The sequence below is a fragment of the Romboutsia sp. genome (assembly GCF_035470145.1).
Lineage (GTDB): Bacteria > Bacillota > Clostridia > Peptostreptococcales > Peptostreptococcaceae > Romboutsia_D.
On sequence record NZ_DATIRC010000169.1, the window covers coordinates 1 to 16663 of the forward strand.

Below are 16663 nucleotides of genomic sequence, written 5' to 3' on the forward strand. Positions count from 1 at the left end.
ACTTAAATTATCTATAGCTTTAAAACTAGATTCTTCAGTTATATATTCATATGAAATATTGTTAACGTTTATAATATTATTCATTGATTCTACTCCTTCTTTAAAGTAGTAATTTAAAATTTGTATCTTAATATTATATCACAGTTCTAATTAAAAAATAATTCCTTTGATTATATAATCTTTTTTAATTAATATTATTTGCATAAAAAAAAGATTAAGCCCATCAAACTTAATCTTTTTTCATATATATTAACTATTTACTAAACTAATTCAATAAATGCCATTTCAGCTGCATCGCCTCTTCTTGGCCCTTTTTTGATTATTCTAGTGTATCCACCGTTTCTCTCTGCATATTTTGGAGCTATATCAGTGAATAAGTTGTTAACTACTGTTTCATCCATAACGTAAGCTAAAACTTGTCTTCTAGCATGAAGATCTCCCCTCTTAGCAAGAGTTATCATCTTTTCTGCCATTCTACGAGTTTCTTTCGCTCTAGTTACAGTTGTTTCTATTCTTCCGTTTCTTAGTAAATCAGTTACTAAGTTTCTTAACATAAGGTTTCTGTGAGCTGTTTCACGTCCTAATTTACGGTAAGTAGCCATACTATCCCTCCTTCACTCGCTATTCTTCGCTTGGTTTAAGACCTAGTCCAAGTTCTTCTAATTTTTGGATTACTTCCTCTAAAGATTTTTTCCCTAGATTTCTAACCTTCATCATATCATCCTCAGACTTATTAGCTAACTCTTCAACTGTATTTATTCCCGCTCTCTTTAAACAGTTGTATGATCTAACTGATAAATCTAATTCTTCTATAGTCATTTCAAGAACTTTTTCCTTTTGATCTTCTTCTTTTTCTACCATTATCTCAACATTGCTTACATGCTCTGTTAAGTCTATGAATAGATTTAAATGTTCAACTAGTACTTTGGCTGCAAGAGATATTCCTTCTTGAGGATTTATACTTCCATTAGTCCAAACATCTAATACTAATTTATCATAATCTGTCTTTTGACCTACTCTTGTATTCTCTACATGGTAGCTCACTTTTTCAACAGGAGTATATATTGAGTCTACAGGTAAAACACCTATAGGCATATGCTCTGTTTTATTTTCTTCAGCAGAAACATAACCTCTACCTTTGTCTATAAATATTTCCATATTAAACTTAGCATTATCATCTAGCGTAGCTATCTTTAAATCTTTGCTTAATATTTCAACATCAGGAGGACATATTATGTCTGATCCCGTGATAGTGCATGGTCCTTGAGCTTCTATTTTAAGTGTTCTACTTCCTTCACCATCTATAGTAGCTGAAAGCTCTTTTAATGCTAATATTATTTCAGTAACATCTTCTTTAACTCCTGGCACTGTAGAGAATTCGTGAAGAACCCCATCTATTTTTATAGAGTTAACTGCAACACCTGGTAAAGAAGATAATAATATTCTTCTTAAAGCATTACCTATAGTTATGCCATAACCTCTTTCTAAAGGTTCTATGACAAACTTTCCATATCTATAGTCTTCGCTAAGTTCGATTATATCTACTTTTGGTTTTTCTATTTCTATCATGGACAAAACCCTCCTTCAAATTTATTAATCCACTGAGGGTAAACAAAATTTTAAAAATAAATTTTAAAATATGCTTATTACTTAGAGTAAAGTTCTATGATTAAGTGTTCTGCTATTTCAAGATCTATATCTTCTCTTGATGGTATAGCAACAACCTTAACTGACATTTCTTCTAAGTTAGCTTCTAACCACTTAGGAGCTATTCTTGAGTTAGTTTCTACTAAAGCTTTGAATTTAGCAGATGACTTTGATCTTTCCTTAACTGTTATAACATCACCTGGCTTAACTGTTATAGAAGCTATATCAGCCTTATGTCCGTTTAATAAGAAGTGACCGTGTCCTACTAATTGTCTAGCTTCTTTTCTAGATGAAGCTAATCCCATTCTGTAAACAACATTGTCTAATCTTCTTTCTAATAAACTTAATAAGTTTTCCCCAGTTATACCAGCCATTTTTTCAGCACGCTCGTATAAGTTTCTGAATTGAGTTTCTAAAACTCCGTATATTCTCTTAACTTTTTGCTTTTCTCTTAATTGTAATCCATAGTTAGAAACTTTCTTTCTTCCTTGTCCATGTTGTCCTGGAGCATAGTTTCTTTTAACTATAGCACACTTATCAGTATAACATCTGTCACCTTTAAGGAATAATTTCATTCCTTCTCTACGACATTGTCTGCATGATGCACCTGTGTATCTTGCCATGTCTTTACACCTCCTAATTTACTCGTTTATATAATTACACTCTTCTTCTCTTTGGCGGTCTACATCCGTTGTGAGGAATTGGAGTTACGTCTTTTATCATAGTTACTTCTAGTCCAGTAGCTTGTAATGCTCTTATAGCAGCTTCTCTTCCTGAACCTGGTCCTTTTACGAACACTTCAACAGTCTTTAATCCGTGTTCCATAGCAGCCTTAGCAGCTGTTTCTGCAGCCATTTGAGATGCAAAAGGAGTCGCTTTTCTTGATCCTTTGAATCCTAATTGTCCTGAACTTGCAGCTGATATAGCATTTCCATGAACATCAGTTAAAGTTATTATTGTATTGTTGAAAGTTGATTGTATATGTGCTTGACCACGCTCTATGTTTTTACGCTCTCTTCTTCTAACACGTGTAACTTTCTTTTTTGGTTTAGCCATTGTTTTCCCTCCTATCTAGTTATTATTTCTTCTTCTTACGAGATACAGTTTTTCTAGGACCTTTTCTAGTTCTAGCGTTAGTCTTAGTTCTTTGTCCTCTTAGTGGAAGACCTTTAGCATGTCTCATACCTCTGTAACATTTTATATCTCTTAATCTCTTTATATTTAAAGCTATCTCTCTTCTTAAGTCACCTTCAACTAAGAAATCACTATCTATGATCTTTCTTAAGTCGTTAACTTGTTCTTCAGATAAGTCTTTTATTCTTGAATCAGGATTTATCTCAGCTTTAGCTAATATTTCATTAGCAGTTGCTTTACCTATACCATATATATAAGTTAAAGCTATTTCTGCTCTTTTTTCTCTAGGTAAATCTACCCCAGCTATTCTTGCCATTAATTCGCACCTCCTACACTTAGTTTTTAGTGTTAAAATATTAATATCATATTATTTTGGTCCCAAATTTTCGATCATTTCAAACCTTTTCGTTAACATCACAATATAATATTATACTATATAAATCAATAAATTGCTAGTAATAATTTATTATCCTTGCTTTTGTTTATGCTTCGGATTTTCACAGATAACCATTACTTTGCCTTTTCTTCTTATTACCTTGCACTTTTCGCACATTGGTTTTACTGATGGTCTTACTTTCATTGTTAATCCCTCCTTAGACTATTTCAAAATTAGTCTACTTCTTACGCCAAGTGATTCTTCCTCTTGTAAGGTCATATGGAGAAAGTTCGACATTCACCTTATCTCCTTCAAGAATTCTTATGAAGTTCATTCTTAGCTTTCCAGATAAGTGGCATAATACTTCATGTCCATTTTCTAGTTTTACTTTAAACATAGCATTCGGCAAGTTTTCAGAAACTACACCTTCGAACTCTATAACATCTTTTTTGGCCATTAACTAACCAAACCTCCATTCAATAAGTTAAATTAAATTATTTAACTTAGTAAGTTGAACTCTTAAAAAAGCATCCGTAACATTTTGTTCAGATAATATCTTGTTTTTAACATCATCATTAATAACATTATATCTTTTTAAGTGCTTAACTTTTTTTAGCTTAGGCTTACCAAGTTTTCTTTTCTTTCCATCAGCTATAAAAACATATTCATGGTCAACTATTTTTATTATAAAAAATAGTCTTCCTTGTTCTTTACCTGAAGTAGCTCTTACAACTTGACCTACACTTAAATTATTTGATAGCATCTTTTCACCTACTTTTAAAATTATAGCGCTGATAATATCAGTGGCTCATTTTCAGTGATTGCTATCGTGTGCTCATAATGAGCTGATTTTTTGCCATCTATTGTGACAATGGTCCATCCATCAGCTAATGTTTTAACGTGGTATTTACCAGCATTAATCATTGGCTCTATAGCTAAAACCATTCCTTCTTGAAGTCTTGGTCCTTTACCGGCTGGGCCATAGTTAGGTATTTGAGGATCTTCATGAAGTTCTGAGCCAACGCCATGACCTACTAAATCTCTAACTACAGAGAAACCATGTTTCTCAACGTGTGCTTGTATTGCGTGTGAGATATCAGATAATCTATATCCTAGTTTAGCAAATTTTATGCCTTCATAGAAGCTTTCTTTAGTTACTTCTATTAATTTCCTATCTTCTTCAGATATTATTCCTACCCCATGAGTTTTCGCAGAGTCTGAATGATATCCTTTATAATAGGCTCCTACATCTAAACTTATAATGTCACCTTCTTTTAGTATCTTCTTTCCTGGTATCCCATGTACTACTTCTTCATTGATAGAAGCACATATTGAACCTGAAAATCCGCCATATCCCTTAAAAGATGGTATCGCATTATATTTTCTTATATTCTCTTCAGCTATTTTATCTAACTCTAAAGTAGATATTCCCGGAGTAACAGCTGCTTTTAATATCTCATGAGTTTCAGCGACAATTTTGCCTGCCTCTCTCATAAGTTCTAATTCTTTTTTTGATTTTAAAGTAATCATTATTTTTCACATCCTAGAGCATTTACTATATCTTCAAATACCTTATCTATAGATTGTTGTCCATTTATATTAGCTATTATACCTTGAGAACTATAATAGTCAACTAATGGTTTTGTTTCATCTAGATAAACTTGTATTCTTTTAGATACAGTCTCTTCTGTATCGTCTGCTCTTTGGTATAATTCTCCTTGGCATACGTTACATACTCCTTGTACTTTAGGAGGATTAAACTCAACATGATACGTTGCACCGCAAGATTTACATATTCTTCTTCCTACAGCTCTTCCAACTAATATATTCTTATCAACTTCGATATTAACTACCTTGTCTAAAGCTATATTAACTTGTTTTAAAAACGCATCTAAATGTTCAGCTTGAGCAACATTTCTTGGGAATCCATCTAACATAAATCCGTTTTCACAGTCAGCTTGAGTTATTCTGTCTGTAACTAAACCTACAGTTAACTCATCTGGAACTAGTAATCCTTGATCTATATATGCTTTAGCTTTCTTTCCAAGATCCGTTCCTTCTTTTATATTCTTTCTGAATATATCTCCTGTTGATATATGAGGTATGTTGTATTTTTCTACTATACCTGCTGCCTGTGTACCTTTACCAGCACCAGGAGGTCCAAGTAATATTATTCTCATATTATCATCTCCAATTTATTTTAAGAAACCTTGATAGCTTCTCATAACTAAATTTGATTCTAACTGTCTCTTTAGCTCTAAAGCAACCCCAACAACTATTAATAGTGATGAACCAACTAATGTTATATTAAGTTTCATAAAGAACATAATAATTGCTGATACCATAACTATTGAAGCTAGGAATAAAGCTCCAGCTAGAGTTAATCTTGATAATATCCTATTTAAATAATCTATAGTAGATTTTCCTGGTCTTATACCTGGTATAAATCCACCATTATTTTTCATATTATTAGCTATATCTTCTGTATTAAATGATACAGTTGTATAGAAATAAGAAAAGAATACTATCAGCAGAACTTCAAGTGATCTGTATATCCAAACTCCTGGAGATCCAAGTGGATTTAAGTATGTTTGAACAAACGCTTGAGCATCTGCACCCATAAACGTTGCTATAGTTTGAGGGAAAGCTAAAAGTGAACTAGCAAAAATTACTGGTATAACTCCTGACTGATTAACTTTCATTGGTATGTGAGAACTTTGTCCTCCATACATTTTCCTTCCAACCACTCTTTTAGCATATTGTACTGGGATTTTTCTAGTGGCTTCTTGTATATATGTAACTGCTGTGATTGTTAAAAGTATTACTACAACTAACAATACTGCTGTTCCTATAGCTATTTTACCACTTTTTACTAAGTTAGCAGTTGATATAATATCTACTGGTATTCTTGAGATAATACCGATGAATATTATAACAGAGCTTCCATTACCTAATCCTTTTTCAGTAATTTTATCTCCTATCCACATTAATAACATACTAGCTGATACTAATGTTAATATAACTGTAACTATAAAAAATACACTATTTGACTTTAAAGCACCTCTTACAATTCCTAGCGTAATAGCTATGGCTTGTACGAACGCTAATGCTAGTGCTATATACTTAGTGTACTTGTTAATTTTTTTCTTACCTTCTTCACCAGACTTTTGAAGTTCTTCTAAACTTTCAAAACCAATAGTTAGAAGTTGCATTATAATAGATGCTGTTATATACGGTCCTACACCTAAAGCAAATAATGTGAAGTTACTAAAAGCCCCACCACTAAACATATTATATAGGGAAAGAAGACCATTTGAGTCAACCATTCCCTTTATAATACTTGTATCTACTCCAGGAACAGGTATCGTTGCACCTATCCTAAATACTAAAATCATCATCAAAGTATATAATATTTTTCTTCTTACATCTTTAAGTTTCCAAGCTTGCTTTAACTGTGACAACACGTTAACTCACCCCGCCTGTAATGGCTAAGAGTTAGCAGATTAGATTAAACTAATTCTGCCTTTCCTCCAGCTTTTTCTATTTTTTCTTGAGCTGAAGCAGTGAACTTAGCAGCTTTAACTGTTACAGCCTTTTCTAAATTTCCTTCGCCTAAGATCTTAACGCCGTCTTTTTCTATTTTGCTTATAACTCTAGTAGCTTTTAATAACTCTGCAGTTACCTCAGTTCCGTTTTCGAATCTGTTTAAAGCTTCTATGTTTATTTCAGTGTAAACTTTCTTAAATGGATTCTTGAAACCTCTCTTAGGAAGTCTTCTAGCAAGTGGCATCTGTCCACCTTCAAATCCAACTCTAACTCCACCACCTGAACGAGACCATTGTCCTTTTTGTCCACGTCCTGCAGTTTTACCTTGTCCAGTTGCAGTACCTCTACCTAATCTTCTCTTAGCTCTTACTGCACCTTTAGCAGGTTTTAACTCATGTAACTTCATGGATTGCACCTCCTTATCGCACTTCTTAAAAATATTACTCAGCTATTTCAGTAACTTGTACTAAATGCTTAACTTTAGTTATCATCCCTCTTATTTGGGCATTATCTTCTTTAACAACTACTTGTTCTCTTTTTCTTAATCCTAACGCTTCTACGTTCTTTCTTTGGTTAGGAGTAGTTCCTATTGTACTTCTAACTAACTTTATTTGTAATTTAGCCATTTTTCACTACCTCCTTACCCTAGAAGCTCTTCAACTTTTTTACCTCTAAGTTTAGCTATATCTTCAGCTGTCTTTAGAGAGTTAAGACCTTCTATTGTAGCATTTACCATGTTTCTTGGGTTGTTAGATCCTAAAGATTTAGCTCTAACGTCTGTTAATCCAGCTAATTCAAGTACCGCTCTAGCAGGTCCTCCAGCTATAACTCCTGTACCTTGCTTAGCAGGCATTATTAATATTTTTCCAGCTCCGAAGTGTCCGTTTACTTCGTGAGGAATTGTTGTACCAACCATAGGTACATGTATAAGATTCTTCTTAGCATCTTCTACAGCTTTCTTTATAGCGTCTGGTACTTCCATTGCTTTACCAGTACCTACACCAACGTGTCCGTTTTCATCTCCAACTACTACTAATGCTGCAAATCTGAAGTTTCTACCACCTTTTACAACTTTAGTAACACGTCTTACTTCAACAACTTTTTCTTTTAAGTCAAGTTGTCTTGCGTCTATAAGTTTACGACGTAACATGTGCATTTCCCTCCTTTGTACTTCTTAATTAGAACTTAAGTCCAGCTTCTCTAGCACCTTCAGCTAACTCTTGAACTCTACCGTGATATAAGTATCCACCTCTGTCAAATACAACTTCAGTGATTCCTTTTTCTACAGCTTTTTTAGCGATCATTTCGCCAACTTTTCTAGCTGCTTCTTTGTTTCCTGTATGATTAACAGCACCTTTTACTTCTGCGTCTAAAGAAGATGCAGCTGCAAGAGTTACTCTGTTTGTATCATCTATTATCTGAGCGTATATATTATTAGCACTTCTAAAGATGCATAATCTTGGTCTTTGAGTAGTTCCAGTTATTTTTCTACGAACTCTCTTATGTCTTTGAAGTCTATTAGCGTTTTTATTAGCTTTCTTTAACACTGAGATCACTCCTTTCTAGCTTTTATGTTTGGTATTATTTCTTACCAGTTTTTCCTTCTTTACGTCTTACAACTTCACCAGCGTATCTTATACCTTTACCTTTGTATGGCTCTGGCTTTCTCCAGTCTCTTATCTTAGCAGCGTAGTTTCCTACTAATTGCTTATCGATACCTTTTACTACTAACTCAGTTTGGTTTGGAGCTTCAACAGTTATACCTTCTGGATCTTCCATTTCTACCGGATGAGAGTATCCTAAGTTCATAACTAATTTAGTTCCTTGCTTTTGAGCTCTGTATCCAACACCAACTAATTCTAATTTCTTTTCGAAACCAGTAGTAACACCTACAACCATATTATCTAATAAAGTTCTAGTTAATCCGTGTAAAGATCTGTGTTGCTTATTGTTTGTTGGTCTTTCAACAGTTATAGTATTTTCTTCTTGCTTTATATTTAACGCACCATCAAACTGCTTAGTTAAAGTTCCTTTTGGTCCTTTTACTGTAACAAAGTTTCCTTCAGCTATAGTTACTTCAACACCTGCTGGTACTGTTATTGGCTTAACACCTATTCTTGACATAGTCGCACCTCCTTACATTGTTCGTTTATATTACCAAACGTAGCAGATTACTTCTCCACCAACATTTTCTTTTCTTGCTTGCTTATCAGTTAATATACCTTTTGAAGTAGATATTACTGATATACCTAATCCATTTAATACCTTTGGTATCTCTTGGTTACCAGCGTAAACTCTCATACCAGGCTTAGATATTCTCTTAAGTCCTGTTATAACTCTTTCGCCTGCTTGTCCGTACTTTAATTGTATTCTTATTATTCCTTGCTTTCCATCTTCTATAACATCATAACCTCTTACGAAACCTTCTTCTAATAAGATTCTAGCTAATTCTTTCTTCATATTAGAGGCAGGAACGTCAACAGTTTCGTGCTTAACTACGTTAGCATTTCTTATACGAGTCAGCATATCTGCGATTGGATCTGTCATTGTCATATTGAAACCCTCCTTCCATTTTTAGCAAATTTTTACCAACTTGCTTTTCTAACACCAGGTATTTGACCTTTATAAGCTAATTCTCTAAAGCATATACGGCATATACCAAATTTTCTTAAAACTGAATGTGGTCTACCACATATAGTACATCTAGTGTATTCTCTAGTAGCGTACTTTTGCTTTTTTTGTTGTTTTACAACCATCGCTTTTCTAGCCACTGGAATCCCTCCTTCGTCTTAGCTTAGAAAATGACCTTTTCTAAACTTACTTAGAAAATGGCATTCCTAATAATTTTAATAATTCACGTGCTTCTTCGTCAGTCTTAGCTGTAGTAACGAATATTATATCCATTCCTCTTACTTTATCTACCTTATCGTATTCTATTTCAGGGAATATTAATTGCTCTTTAACACCTAAAGCGTAGTTACCTCTACCATCGAATGCGTTAGCGTTAACTCCTCTGAAGTCTCTAACTCTTGGTAAAGATACTGATACTAACTTATCCATGAAGTAGTACATTTTGTCAGCTCTTAAAGTAACTTTTGCACCTATTGGCATACCTTCTCTTAATTTGAAGTTAGCAACAGACTTTCTAGCCTTAGTTGTAACAGGCTTTTGTCCAGATATTATTGACATCTCTTCAACAGCCTTTTCTAATCCTTTTGGATTTTCTCTAGCGTCACCTATACCCATGTTTATAACTATTTTATCTAACTTAGGTATTTCCATAACGTTTTTGTATCCAAATTTCTCCATTAAAGCAGGAGCAACTTCTTTCATGTATTTTTCTTGTAATCTAGAAGCCATTTAAGGTCCCTCCTTTCAAGCTATATTATAATTCTTTTCCGCTCTTTACTGATACTCTAACTTTTTTTCCGTCTTTCATTTCAACTCTAACTCTTGTCCCTTTTCCTGTTTCAGGATCGAATGGCATTACATTAGATATATGAACTGAAGCTTCTTTATTTATTATTCCACCTTGTGGGTTCATAGCACTTGGCTTTTGGTGCTTAGTTATTACGTTTACACCTTCAACTAATACTCTATTAGCCTTAGGGAATACTTTTAGAACTGCACCTTTTTTACCTTTATCTTTACCTGCTATAACTACAACAGTGTCACCTTTTTTAACACGCATCATGTCCTATTGCACCTCCTTATTATAGTACTTCTGGAGCAAGAGAAACTATCTTCATGAACTCATTATCTCTTAACTCTCTAGCAACAGGCCCGAATATACGAGTTCCTACTGGAGTTTTGTCGTCTTTTATTATAACAGCAGCATTATCGTCGAAAGATATATAACTTCCATCTTTACGTCTTACGCCTTGCTTGCTTCTTACTATAACAGCTTTAACAACTTTACCTTTTTTTACAACTCCACCAGGTGTTGCACTTTTAACAGTAGCAACTATTACGTCGCCTATGTTACCATATCTTCTTTTACTTCCGCCTAGTACACGTATACATAGTATTTCCTTAGCACCAGAGTTATCAGCAACTCTTAAACGTGTCTCTTGTTGTACCATATCGTAATCCCTCCTTTTCCAAAAAACTACTTAACTTTCTCAACAACTTCAACTAATCTGAATCTTTTATCTTTTGATAAAGGTCTAGTTTCCATTATTTTAACTTTGTCTCCGATTCTACATACATTTTGTTCATCGTGAGCCTTGAACTTCTTAGTTCTCTTAACTGGCTTATTATATAATGGATGACGTACGAAATCTTCAACTGCAACAACTATTGTTTTATCCATTTTGTCACTTACAACACGGCCTATTCTAACTTTTCTTCTTCCTCTTTCCATGTTTAAAAGCCTCCTTTCCCAAATTAAGCTCTAGTTTCGTTTAACTTTCTTTCAGCAAGGATAGTTTTAACTCTAGCTATATCCTTTTTAACGAATTTTATTCTAGCTGTATTTTCTAATTGACCAGTAGCTAATTGGAATCTTAAGCTAAATAATTCACTTTTGAAGTCATTTAACTTGTTCATTAGCTCTTCGCCTGTTAAATCTCTTAATTCTTTAGCTTGCATCCTATTCACCACCCTTTACTTCTAAATCTTCACGTTTTACAAACTTACACTTAACTGGTAATTTGTGCATCGCAAGTCTCATTGCTTCTCTAGCTTTCTCTTCAGGAACACCTGCTAATTCGAACATAACTCTCCCTGGCTTAACTACTGCTACCCAGTATTCTGGAGATCCTTTACCAGCACCCATACGAGTTTCAGCTGGTTTTCTTGTTACCGGCTTATGAGGGAATATTTTTATCCAAACCTTCCCGCCTCTTTTTATATATCTAGTCATCGCGATTCTGGCAGCTTCTATTTGATTAGAAGTTATCCAAGAAGCTTCTAATGCAACTAATCCGAACTCTCCATAAGTAACTTTATTACCTTTTTGAGCCTTCCCAGCCATACTTCCTCTATGAACTCTACGACGTTTTACTCTTTTTGGCATTAACATGAGTATTTCCTCCTTCCTCGAACCTTATTAAATTAATTTCCTTTGTTTTCAGTTCTTTGAGGTCTTGATCCTTGAGGTCTTTGTCCTCCTTGAGGTCTTGATCCTTGAGGTCTTGCTCCTCTGTTATCATTTCCTCTGTTATCATTTCCTCTAGTGTTTCTTCTATCGTTTCTTCTATCGTTTCTCTTGTTATCTCTTCTATCGTTTCTTCTGTTATCTCTTCTTTCTTCTCTTGGATTTACACCGTTTCTAGTTGGTAAAACTTCACCGTTGCATATCCAAACTTTGATACCAGTTTTTCCGTAAGTAGTGTTAGCTTCTGCGAAACCAAAGTTTATATCAGCTCTTAGTGTTTGTAAAGGTACATTTCCTTCGCTGTATCCTTCAGTTCTAGCCATTTCTGCTCCACCTAATCTTCCTGATGCAGAAACTTTTATCCCTTTAACACCTGACTTCATAGCTCTTTGTATAGCTTGTTTCATAGCTCTTCTGAAAGCTACCCTTCTTTCTATAGCTAATGCTATATTTTCTGCTACTAATTGAGCATCTTTATCTGGGTTTCTAACTTCAACTATGTTAACTATTACAGTTTTCTTAGTCATTTTTTCTAATTCAGCTTTTAAAGCATCTATACCAGCTCCGGCTCTTCCTATAACTACACCTGGCTTAGCAACGTGTAAGTCTATTTTAACCTTATTTGCTGATCTTTCTATTTCTATTTTAGCAACTCCTGCAGAGTAAAGTCTATTCTTTAAGAATTTACGAACATTATGGTCTTCTAATAATAAGTTTCCGAACTCTTTCTTATCAGTTGCGAACCATCTAGAGTCCCAATCTTTTATAACACCGACTCTTAGTCCGTGTGCATTAACTTTTTGACCCATTATTTTCCCTCCTATCTATAAATTATTTTCTTTCCTTTACAACAACCTCTATGTGAGAAGTTCTTTTTCTTATCATTGTTGCACGTCCCATAGCTCTAGGCATGAATCTTTTCATTGTTGGCCCTTGGTTTGCAACTACTGATGCTATATATAAATTTTCAACATCCATTTCATGGTTGTTTTCAGCGTTTGCTTTAGCAGATTTAACAACTTTAGCTATTATTGAAGCCGCTCCTCTTGGAGTGAACTTTAATATTGCTAATGCTTCATCAACATTCTTTCCTCTAACAAGGTCACAGATTTGTCCTGCTTTTCTTGGTGATACACGTACATATTTAGCAGTAGCTTTTGCTTCCATTTGCTATTCCTCCTTCCTTAGTCAGAAATTTATTATTTTCTTTTATTAGATTTTTCATCGTCCTTATGTCCCTTGAAAGTTCTTGTAGGAACGAATTCACCTAACTTGTGTCCAACCATATCTTCTGTTATATAAACAGGTATATGTCTTCTTCCATCATGAACAGCTATAGTATGTTCTACCATTTGAGGGAATATTGTTGAAGTTCTTGACCAAGTCTTTATAACTTCTTTATTTCCAGCAGCGTTCATAGCGTCTATTTTCTTTAAAAGTCTCGCATGGACGAAAGGTCCTTTTTTAGTTGATCTTGACATTTAAATTCCTCCTTTCCGAGCAAAAGTAAATCTATTACTTAGTTCTTCTTGATACTATTAACTTATCAGAAGCTTTATTTTTCTTTCTAGTTTTGTATCCAAGAGCTGGTTTACCCCATGGAGTAACTGGTGAAGGTCTACCTATTGAAGTTCTACCTTCCCCACCACCGTGTGGATGGTCACAAGGGTTCATTACAGATCCTCTTACAGTAGGTCTTATACCCATATGTCTTTTTCTACCTGCTTTACCTATAACAACGTTACCGTGTTCTATGTTACCAACTTGTCCTATTGTAGCTTTGCAATCTATGCTTACAAATCTCATTTCACCTGATGGTAATCTTAATAAAGCTTTTTTTCCTTCTTTAGCCATTAATTGAGCAGAAACTCCAGCAGATCTAACTAATTGAGCTCCTTTTCCTGGCTTTAATTCTATGTTGTGTATTACAGTACCTACTGGCATATCCTTTAATGCTAATGCATTTCCTGGCTTTATGTCAGCTGTTGGTCCTGATAATATTGTAGTTCCAACCTCTAATCCAACAGGTGCTAATATATATCTCTTTTCACCATCTGCATAGTGTAATAAAGCTATGTTAGCTGTTCTATTTGGATCATATTCAACAGTAGCAACCTTCGCAGGTACACCGTCTTTATTTCTCTTGAAATCTATTATTCTAAATTTTCTTCTGTTTCCTCCACCTCTGTGACGAACAGTTATTTTTCCGTGTGCATTTCTACCAGCGTTCTTCTTTAAAGATACTAAAAGAGATCTTTCTGGTTCATTGCAAGTTATTTCATCAGAAACTAAAACTGTCATTTGTCTTAAGGCAGGAGAAGTTGGTCTAAACTTTTTTATAGCCATGTGTTTTCCCTCCTTCGTTTGCTAGGATAATTACATTCCTTGGAAGAATTCTATTTCTTTACTGTCAGCAGCTAATTTAACTACTGCCTTCTTAAAGCTTGCAGTTCTTCCCTCATGTTTACCCATTCTTTTAACTTTTCCATCGTAGTTTAATGTGTTAACTTTTTCAACATTAACTCCGAATATTGCTTCTACAGCTTTCTTTATTTCAGTTTTGTTTGCATTCTTAGCAACAACAAAAGTGTATTTCTTTTCAACCATTTCAGCCATACTTTGTTCAGTTACAACTGGTTTCTTTATTATATCATGTGGATTAGTCATTATGCGTACACCTCCTCCACTTTTTTAACAGCGTCTGTAGTTATTATGAATGAATCATACTTTAATATATCATAAACATTTATTGTGTTAACTGTAGCAGTTGCAACACCTTCTATGTTTGAAGCTGATTTTATTACATTTGTATTATTTTCAGCTGTTACTATTAACGCCTTCTTTGCAGAATTTACATTCTTTAATATTTGAGCGAATTCTTTAGTCTTAGGAGCTTCCATATTTAAAGCATCTAATACTATCATTTCACCGTTTTGTACTTTAGCAGATAAAGCACTCTTCATCGCTAATCTTCTTACCTTCTTAGGTAATGTGTAACTGTAATCTCTTGGCTTAGGTGCAAAAGCAACTCCTCCACCAACCCATTGTACAGCTCTTATAGAACCTTGTCTAGCTCTACCTGTTCCTTTTTGTTTCCAAGGTTTTCTTCCGCCACCTCTAACTTCTGCTCTAGTTTTAGCAGATTGAGTACCTTGTCTCTTGTTTGCTAATTGGTTTTTAACAACCTCATATAAAACATGTTCATTAACTTCTACATTGAATATAGAATCTACTAACTCTATTTCTCCAACATTTTGTCCATTAATATTTAATACATTTAATTTTGGCATCGTGCTTCCTCCTTTCTTAGGTTAGTCATTATTTAGAAGACTTAACTGCTTCCTTTATAGTTACTACTGAACCTTTAGGTCCTGGTATAGCACCTTTAACTAATATAAGGTTCTTATCAGCATCTACTTTAACAACCTCTAAGTTTTGAACTGTAACTTTAACGCTACCCATGTGTCCAGCTAATTTTTTGTTTTTGAAAACTCTACCAGGGAAAGAACATGCTCCCATTGATCCTGGTCTTCTGTGGTATCTAGAACCGTGAGATTCAGGACCTCTTGATTGTCCATGTCTCTTTATAGGACCTTGGAATCCCTTACCTTTACTTGTTCCAGAAACATCTATTTTTTCACCTGTAGCGAATAAATCAGCTTTTATTTCTTGTCCAACTGTATATCCTTCTACAGAATCTACTCTGAATTCTTTTAAGTGTTTCTTTAATACGTTAGCTGCAGCTAAATGTCCTTTTTGAGGCTTGTTTAAAGATTTCTCTTTAGCTTCTCCAAAACCTATTTGAACTGCATTGTATCCGTCTTTCTCAACTGTTTTTATTTGAGTTACAACGATTGGTCCTGCCTCAACAACTGTTACAGGTATTACTATACCTTCTTCAGTGAATATTTGAGTCATACCTAATTTTTTTCCTAATATTCCTTTCATATTAGCACCTCCTATAATTCTTACAGCGGATTATACTTTGTATATAATCATTCTAAGATAGTTACCTTATAGGATCGTATCTTAGGTTGCTACTATAACTTTATTTCTATATCAACACCAGCTGGTAAGTCTAATCTCATTAATGAGTCAACTGTTTTAGGTGTTGGGTTAGCTATGTCTATTAATCTCTTGTGAGTTCTTATTTCAAATTGCTCTCTAGAGTCTTTGTACTTATGCACAGCTCTTAATATAGTTACAACTTGCTTTTCTGTTGGTAATGGCACAGGTCCTGAAACTTGTGATCCAGCCTTTTTAGCAGTTTCAACTATTTTCCCAGCTGAAAAATCTAATAATTTGTGGTCATATGACTTTAATCTTATTCTTATTTGTTCATTTTTAGCCATTGTAATTTCCCTCCTTTATCGCACGTTTATCTTATATGTTACGCGCGACTTATGCCGATACACTGCTCCGGGTGTGTTGTAATTTTACATTCGACATTCGGTCTCTCTTAACTAAGATTTAGTTTAATTTCTTCGTATCTCTCAAGCACACTATTATATTTTATATCATTATTTACATTTTTTCAAGTTTTTTTTACGATTTTACAAAATTTATTTTTTTATGTAAAACTCAGTTATAAACTCGACTTGTTTCTCTATTAAAGCACTAACTTAGTATATAAAATTTAAACTCAAATGTCAATGAAATATAACTAGTATATTATTACTATTTATGAATTTTATTCAAAATGCAAAAAAGAGAGGTATAAGCCCCTCTTTTTTATCTATTGATTAATCGTATATAAGAGATTATTCAACTATAGAAGCAACAACACCTGATGCTACTGTTCTTCCACCTTCTCTTATTGCGAATCTTAATCCTTCTTCTACTGCTATTGAGTTTATTAACTC

The 16663-nt window shown here is 34.0% G+C and carries 33 protein-coding genes; all 33 read right to left on the reverse strand.

The features are described from left to right. Positions 1 to 260 precede the first annotated feature (260 nt). Positions 261 to 602, reverse strand: coding sequence for a 50S ribosomal protein L17 (gene rplQ / locus VLM92_RS07035; protein WP_296645994.1), 342 nt, complete (start codon positions 600 to 602; stop codon positions 261 to 263). Between the two features lie 19 nt (positions 603 to 621). Then, positions 622 to 1569 carry a DNA-directed RNA polymerase subunit alpha gene (locus VLM92_RS07040; protein ID WP_325275638.1) on the reverse strand — a complete coding sequence of 316 codons (948 nt, stop codon included), beginning with the start codon at positions 1567 to 1569 and terminating at the stop codon, positions 622 to 624. Between the two features lie 77 nt (positions 1570 to 1646). Further along, entirely contained in the window at positions 1647 to 2270 is a 624-nt protein-coding gene (gene rpsD, locus VLM92_RS07045; RefSeq protein ID WP_325275639.1) for a 30S ribosomal protein S4, read from the reverse strand. A 34-nt stretch (positions 2271 to 2304) separates the two neighbouring features. After that, positions 2305 to 2703, reverse strand: a complete 399-nt coding sequence (gene rpsK, locus VLM92_RS07050; protein ID WP_026899687.1) for a 30S ribosomal protein S11 — start codon at positions 2701 to 2703, stop codon at positions 2305 to 2307. Between the two features lie 22 nt (positions 2704 to 2725). Further along, positions 2726 to 3097 (reverse strand): 30S ribosomal protein S13, encoded by a 372-nt coding sequence (gene rpsM, locus VLM92_RS07055; RefSeq protein ID WP_325275640.1) that lies wholly within the window; start codon positions 3095 to 3097, stop codon positions 2726 to 2728. A 150-nt stretch (positions 3098 to 3247) separates the two neighbouring features. Then, positions 3248 to 3361, reverse strand: a complete 114-nt coding sequence (rpmJ, locus tag VLM92_RS07060; RefSeq protein ID WP_003720928.1) for a 50S ribosomal protein L36 — start codon at positions 3359 to 3361, stop codon at positions 3248 to 3250. 34 nt (positions 3362 to 3395) lie between these two features. Then, positions 3396 to 3614 (reverse strand): translation initiation factor IF-1, encoded by a 219-nt coding sequence (gene infA / locus VLM92_RS07065; RefSeq protein ID WP_026899689.1) that lies wholly within the window; start codon positions 3612 to 3614, stop codon positions 3396 to 3398. 27 nt (positions 3615 to 3641) lie between these two features. Beyond that, complete coding sequence (locus VLM92_RS07070) at positions 3642 to 3920, reverse strand: KOW domain-containing RNA-binding protein (RefSeq protein WP_325275641.1); 279 nt, start codon at positions 3918 to 3920, stop codon at positions 3642 to 3644. A gap of 20 nt (positions 3921 to 3940) precedes the next feature. Then, complete coding sequence (map, locus tag VLM92_RS07075; RefSeq protein ID WP_325275642.1) at positions 3941 to 4687, reverse strand: type I methionyl aminopeptidase; 747 nt, start codon at positions 4685 to 4687, stop codon at positions 3941 to 3943. After that, positions 4687 to 5337 (reverse strand): adenylate kinase, encoded by a 651-nt coding sequence (locus VLM92_RS07080; RefSeq protein WP_325275643.1) that lies wholly within the window; start codon positions 5335 to 5337, stop codon positions 4687 to 4689. Before VLM92_RS07080 ends, map begins: the two co-directional genes overlap by 1 nt. Positions 5338 to 5352: 15 nt before the next feature. After that, positions 5353 to 6621: a preprotein translocase subunit SecY gene (secY, locus tag VLM92_RS07085; protein WP_325275644.1), complete on the reverse strand. Its 1269-nt coding sequence runs from the start codon at positions 6619 to 6621 to the stop codon at positions 5353 to 5355. 44 nt (positions 6622 to 6665) lie between these two features. Then, positions 6666 to 7109 carry a 50S ribosomal protein L15 gene (gene rplO, locus VLM92_RS07090; RefSeq protein WP_325275645.1) on the reverse strand — a complete coding sequence of 148 codons (444 nt, stop codon included), beginning with the start codon at positions 7107 to 7109 and terminating at the stop codon, positions 6666 to 6668. 34 nt (positions 7110 to 7143) lie between these two features. Then, entirely contained in the window at positions 7144 to 7329 is a 186-nt protein-coding gene (rpmD, locus tag VLM92_RS07095) for a 50S ribosomal protein L30 (RefSeq protein WP_325275646.1), read from the reverse strand. Positions 7330 to 7343: 14 nt separating this feature from the next. After that, entirely contained in the window at positions 7344 to 7853 is a 510-nt protein-coding gene (rpsE, locus tag VLM92_RS07100) for a 30S ribosomal protein S5 (RefSeq protein WP_325275647.1), read from the reverse strand. A 28-nt stretch (positions 7854 to 7881) separates the two neighbouring features. Continuing rightward, the gene (rplR, locus tag VLM92_RS07105; protein ID WP_325275648.1) at positions 7882 to 8250 is read right to left on the reverse strand and encodes a 50S ribosomal protein L18; all 369 of its coding nucleotides are present in this window, start codon (positions 8248 to 8250) and stop codon (positions 7882 to 7884) included. Between the two features lie 34 nt (positions 8251 to 8284). Further along, complete coding sequence (gene rplF, locus VLM92_RS07110; RefSeq protein ID WP_325275649.1) at positions 8285 to 8827, reverse strand: 50S ribosomal protein L6; 543 nt, start codon at positions 8825 to 8827, stop codon at positions 8285 to 8287. 30 nt (positions 8828 to 8857) lie between these two features. Then, a complete protein-coding gene (gene rpsH, locus VLM92_RS07115) occupies positions 8858 to 9256 on the reverse strand; it encodes a 30S ribosomal protein S8 (protein ID WP_325275650.1) in 399 nt (132 codons plus the stop codon). A 32-nt stretch (positions 9257 to 9288) separates the two neighbouring features. Continuing rightward, entirely contained in the window at positions 9289 to 9474 is a 186-nt protein-coding gene (locus VLM92_RS07120) for a type Z 30S ribosomal protein S14 (protein WP_021127555.1), read from the reverse strand. Between the two features lie 46 nt (positions 9475 to 9520). Then, a complete protein-coding gene (rplE, locus tag VLM92_RS07125) occupies positions 9521 to 10063 on the reverse strand; it encodes a 50S ribosomal protein L5 (RefSeq protein WP_325275651.1) in 543 nt (180 codons plus the stop codon). Positions 10064 to 10088: 25 nt separating this feature from the next. Next, complete coding sequence (gene rplX, locus VLM92_RS07130) at positions 10089 to 10394, reverse strand: 50S ribosomal protein L24 (protein WP_325275659.1); 306 nt, start codon at positions 10392 to 10394, stop codon at positions 10089 to 10091. Between the two features lie 22 nt (positions 10395 to 10416). After that, complete coding sequence (rplN, locus tag VLM92_RS07135) at positions 10417 to 10785, reverse strand: 50S ribosomal protein L14 (protein WP_325275652.1); 369 nt, start codon at positions 10783 to 10785, stop codon at positions 10417 to 10419. A 26-nt stretch (positions 10786 to 10811) separates the two neighbouring features. Next, positions 10812 to 11066, reverse strand: a complete 255-nt coding sequence (rpsQ, locus tag VLM92_RS07140) for a 30S ribosomal protein S17 (protein ID WP_092921810.1) — start codon at positions 11064 to 11066, stop codon at positions 10812 to 10814. A gap of 23 nt (positions 11067 to 11089) precedes the next feature. Further along, on the reverse strand, positions 11090 to 11293 hold the full coding sequence (gene rpmC, locus VLM92_RS07145) for a 50S ribosomal protein L29 (RefSeq protein ID WP_042278256.1): 204 nt from the start codon (positions 11291 to 11293) through the stop codon (positions 11090 to 11092). Position 11294: 1 nt separating this feature from the next. Further along, the gene (gene rplP / locus VLM92_RS07150; protein WP_325275653.1) at positions 11295 to 11726 is read right to left on the reverse strand and encodes a 50S ribosomal protein L16; all 432 of its coding nucleotides are present in this window, start codon (positions 11724 to 11726) and stop codon (positions 11295 to 11297) included. Between the two features lie 32 nt (positions 11727 to 11758). After that, positions 11759 to 12610 carry a 30S ribosomal protein S3 gene (gene rpsC, locus VLM92_RS07155; protein WP_325275654.1) on the reverse strand — a complete coding sequence of 284 codons (852 nt, stop codon included), beginning with the start codon at positions 12608 to 12610 and terminating at the stop codon, positions 11759 to 11761. 22 nt (positions 12611 to 12632) lie between these two features. Then, on the reverse strand, positions 12633 to 12968 hold the full coding sequence (gene rplV / locus VLM92_RS07160) for a 50S ribosomal protein L22 (RefSeq protein WP_026899707.1): 336 nt from the start codon (positions 12966 to 12968) through the stop codon (positions 12633 to 12635). Positions 12969 to 13000: 32 nt separating this feature from the next. Then, on the reverse strand, positions 13001 to 13282 hold the full coding sequence (gene rpsS, locus VLM92_RS07165; RefSeq protein WP_325275655.1) for a 30S ribosomal protein S19: 282 nt from the start codon (positions 13280 to 13282) through the stop codon (positions 13001 to 13003). Between the two features lie 34 nt (positions 13283 to 13316). Further along, positions 13317 to 14147, reverse strand: coding sequence for a 50S ribosomal protein L2 (rplB, locus tag VLM92_RS07170; protein ID WP_325275656.1), 831 nt, complete (start codon positions 14145 to 14147; stop codon positions 13317 to 13319). Between the two features lie 30 nt (positions 14148 to 14177). After that, positions 14178 to 14468, reverse strand: coding sequence for a 50S ribosomal protein L23 (rplW, locus tag VLM92_RS07175; protein WP_331681712.1), 291 nt, complete (start codon positions 14466 to 14468; stop codon positions 14178 to 14180). Beyond that, positions 14468 to 15091: a 50S ribosomal protein L4 gene (gene rplD, locus VLM92_RS07180; protein WP_325275657.1), complete on the reverse strand. Its 624-nt coding sequence runs from the start codon at positions 15089 to 15091 to the stop codon at positions 14468 to 14470. The genes rplW and rplD overlap by 1 nt, the downstream gene beginning before the upstream one ends. Positions 15092 to 15119: 28 nt before the next feature. Continuing rightward, positions 15120 to 15749 (reverse strand): 50S ribosomal protein L3, encoded by a 630-nt coding sequence (gene rplC / locus VLM92_RS07185; RefSeq protein ID WP_325275658.1) that lies wholly within the window; start codon positions 15747 to 15749, stop codon positions 15120 to 15122. Between the two features lie 92 nt (positions 15750 to 15841). Beyond that, complete coding sequence (rpsJ, locus tag VLM92_RS07190) at positions 15842 to 16153, reverse strand: 30S ribosomal protein S10 (protein WP_022616361.1); 312 nt, start codon at positions 16151 to 16153, stop codon at positions 15842 to 15844. Positions 16154 to 16561: 408 nt separating this feature from the next. Beyond that, on the reverse strand, positions 16562 to 16663 hold a 102-nt coding region (locus VLM92_RS07195; protein ID WP_331681713.1), incomplete at its 5' end, for a hypothetical protein.

What these genes read in the sequence shown, in the direction of transcription:
- rplQ (WP_296645994.1), bottom strand. Translation starts at nt 602, where the DNA reads ATGGCTACTTACCGTAAATTAGGACGTGAAACAGCTCACAGAAACCTT.
- VLM92_RS07040 (WP_325275638.1), bottom strand. Translation starts at nt 1,569, where the DNA reads ATGATAGAAATAGAAAAACCAAAAGTAGATATAATCGAACTTAGCGAA.
- rpsD (WP_325275639.1), bottom strand. Translation starts at nt 2,270, where the DNA reads ATGGCAAGATACACAGGTGCATCATGCAGACAATGTCGTAGAGAAGGA.
- rpsK (WP_026899687.1), bottom strand. Translation starts at nt 2,703, where the DNA reads ATGGCTAAACCAAAAAAGAAAGTTACACGTGTTAGAAGAAGAGAGCGT.
- rpsM (WP_325275640.1), bottom strand. Translation starts at nt 3,097, where the DNA reads ATGGCAAGAATAGCTGGGGTAGATTTACCTAGAGAAAAAAGAGCAGAA.
- rpmJ (WP_003720928.1), bottom strand. Translation starts at nt 3,361, where the DNA reads ATGAAAGTAAGACCATCAGTAAAACCAATGTGCGAAAAGTGCAAGGTA.
- infA (WP_026899689.1), bottom strand. Translation starts at nt 3,614, where the DNA reads ATGGCCAAAAAAGATGTTATAGAGTTCGAAGGTGTAGTTTCTGAAAAC.
- VLM92_RS07070 (WP_325275641.1), bottom strand. Translation starts at nt 3,920, where the DNA reads ATGCTATCAAATAATTTAAGTGTAGGTCAAGTTGTAAGAGCTACTTCA.
- map (WP_325275642.1), bottom strand. Translation starts at nt 4,687, where the DNA reads ATGATTACTTTAAAATCAAAAAAAGAATTAGAACTTATGAGAGAGGCA.
- VLM92_RS07080 (WP_325275643.1), bottom strand. Translation starts at nt 5,337, where the DNA reads ATGAGAATAATATTACTTGGACCTCCTGGTGCTGGTAAAGGTACACAG.
- rplO (WP_325275645.1), bottom strand. Translation starts at nt 7,109, where the DNA reads ATGAAGTTACATGAGTTAAAACCTGCTAAAGGTGCAGTAAGAGCTAAG.
- rpmD (WP_325275646.1), bottom strand. Translation starts at nt 7,329, where the DNA reads ATGGCTAAATTACAAATAAAGTTAGTTAGAAGTACAATAGGAACTACT.
- rpsE (WP_325275647.1), bottom strand. Translation starts at nt 7,853, where the DNA reads ATGTTACGTCGTAAACTTATAGACGCAAGACAACTTGACTTAAAAGAA.
- rplF (WP_325275649.1), bottom strand. Translation starts at nt 8,827, where the DNA reads ATGTCAAGAATAGGTGTTAAGCCAATAACAGTACCAGCAGGTGTTGAA.
- rpsH (WP_325275650.1), bottom strand. Translation starts at nt 9,256, where the DNA reads ATGACAATGACAGATCCAATCGCAGATATGCTGACTCGTATAAGAAAT.
- rplE (WP_325275651.1), bottom strand. Translation starts at nt 10,063, where the DNA reads ATGGCTTCTAGATTACAAGAAAAATACATGAAAGAAGTTGCTCCTGCT.
- rplX (WP_325275659.1), bottom strand. Translation starts at nt 10,394, where the DNA reads ATGCGTGTTAAAAAAGGTGACACTGTTGTAGTTATAGCAGGTAAAGAT.
- rplN (WP_325275652.1), bottom strand. Translation starts at nt 10,785, where the DNA reads ATGGTACAACAAGAGACACGTTTAAGAGTTGCTGATAACTCTGGTGCT.
- rpsQ (WP_092921810.1), bottom strand. Translation starts at nt 11,066, where the DNA reads ATGGAAAGAGGAAGAAGAAAAGTTAGAATAGGCCGTGTTGTAAGTGAC.
- rpmC (WP_042278256.1), bottom strand. Translation starts at nt 11,293, where the DNA reads ATGCAAGCTAAAGAATTAAGAGATTTAACAGGCGAAGAGCTAATGAAC.
- rplP (WP_325275653.1), bottom strand. Translation starts at nt 11,726, where the DNA reads ATGTTAATGCCAAAAAGAGTAAAACGTCGTAGAGTTCATAGAGGAAGT.
- rpsC (WP_325275654.1), bottom strand. Translation starts at nt 12,610, where the DNA reads ATGGGTCAAAAAGTTAATGCACACGGACTAAGAGTCGGTGTTATAAAA.
- rplV (WP_026899707.1), bottom strand. Translation starts at nt 12,968, where the DNA reads ATGGAAGCAAAAGCTACTGCTAAATATGTACGTGTATCACCAAGAAAA.
- rpsS (WP_325275655.1), bottom strand. Translation starts at nt 13,282, where the DNA reads ATGTCAAGATCAACTAAAAAAGGACCTTTCGTCCATGCGAGACTTTTA.
- rplB (WP_325275656.1), bottom strand. Translation starts at nt 14,147, where the DNA reads ATGGCTATAAAAAAGTTTAGACCAACTTCTCCTGCCTTAAGACAAATG.
- rplW (WP_331681712.1), bottom strand. Translation starts at nt 14,468, where the DNA reads ATGACTAATCCACATGATATAATAAAGAAACCAGTTGTAACTGAACAA.
- rplD (WP_325275657.1), bottom strand. Translation starts at nt 15,091, where the DNA reads ATGCCAAAATTAAATGTATTAAATATTAATGGACAAAATGTTGGAGAA.
- rplC (WP_325275658.1), bottom strand. Translation starts at nt 15,749, where the DNA reads ATGAAAGGAATATTAGGAAAAAAATTAGGTATGACTCAAATATTCACT.
- rpsJ (WP_022616361.1), bottom strand. Translation starts at nt 16,153, where the DNA reads ATGGCTAAAAATGAACAAATAAGAATAAGATTAAAGTCATATGACCAC.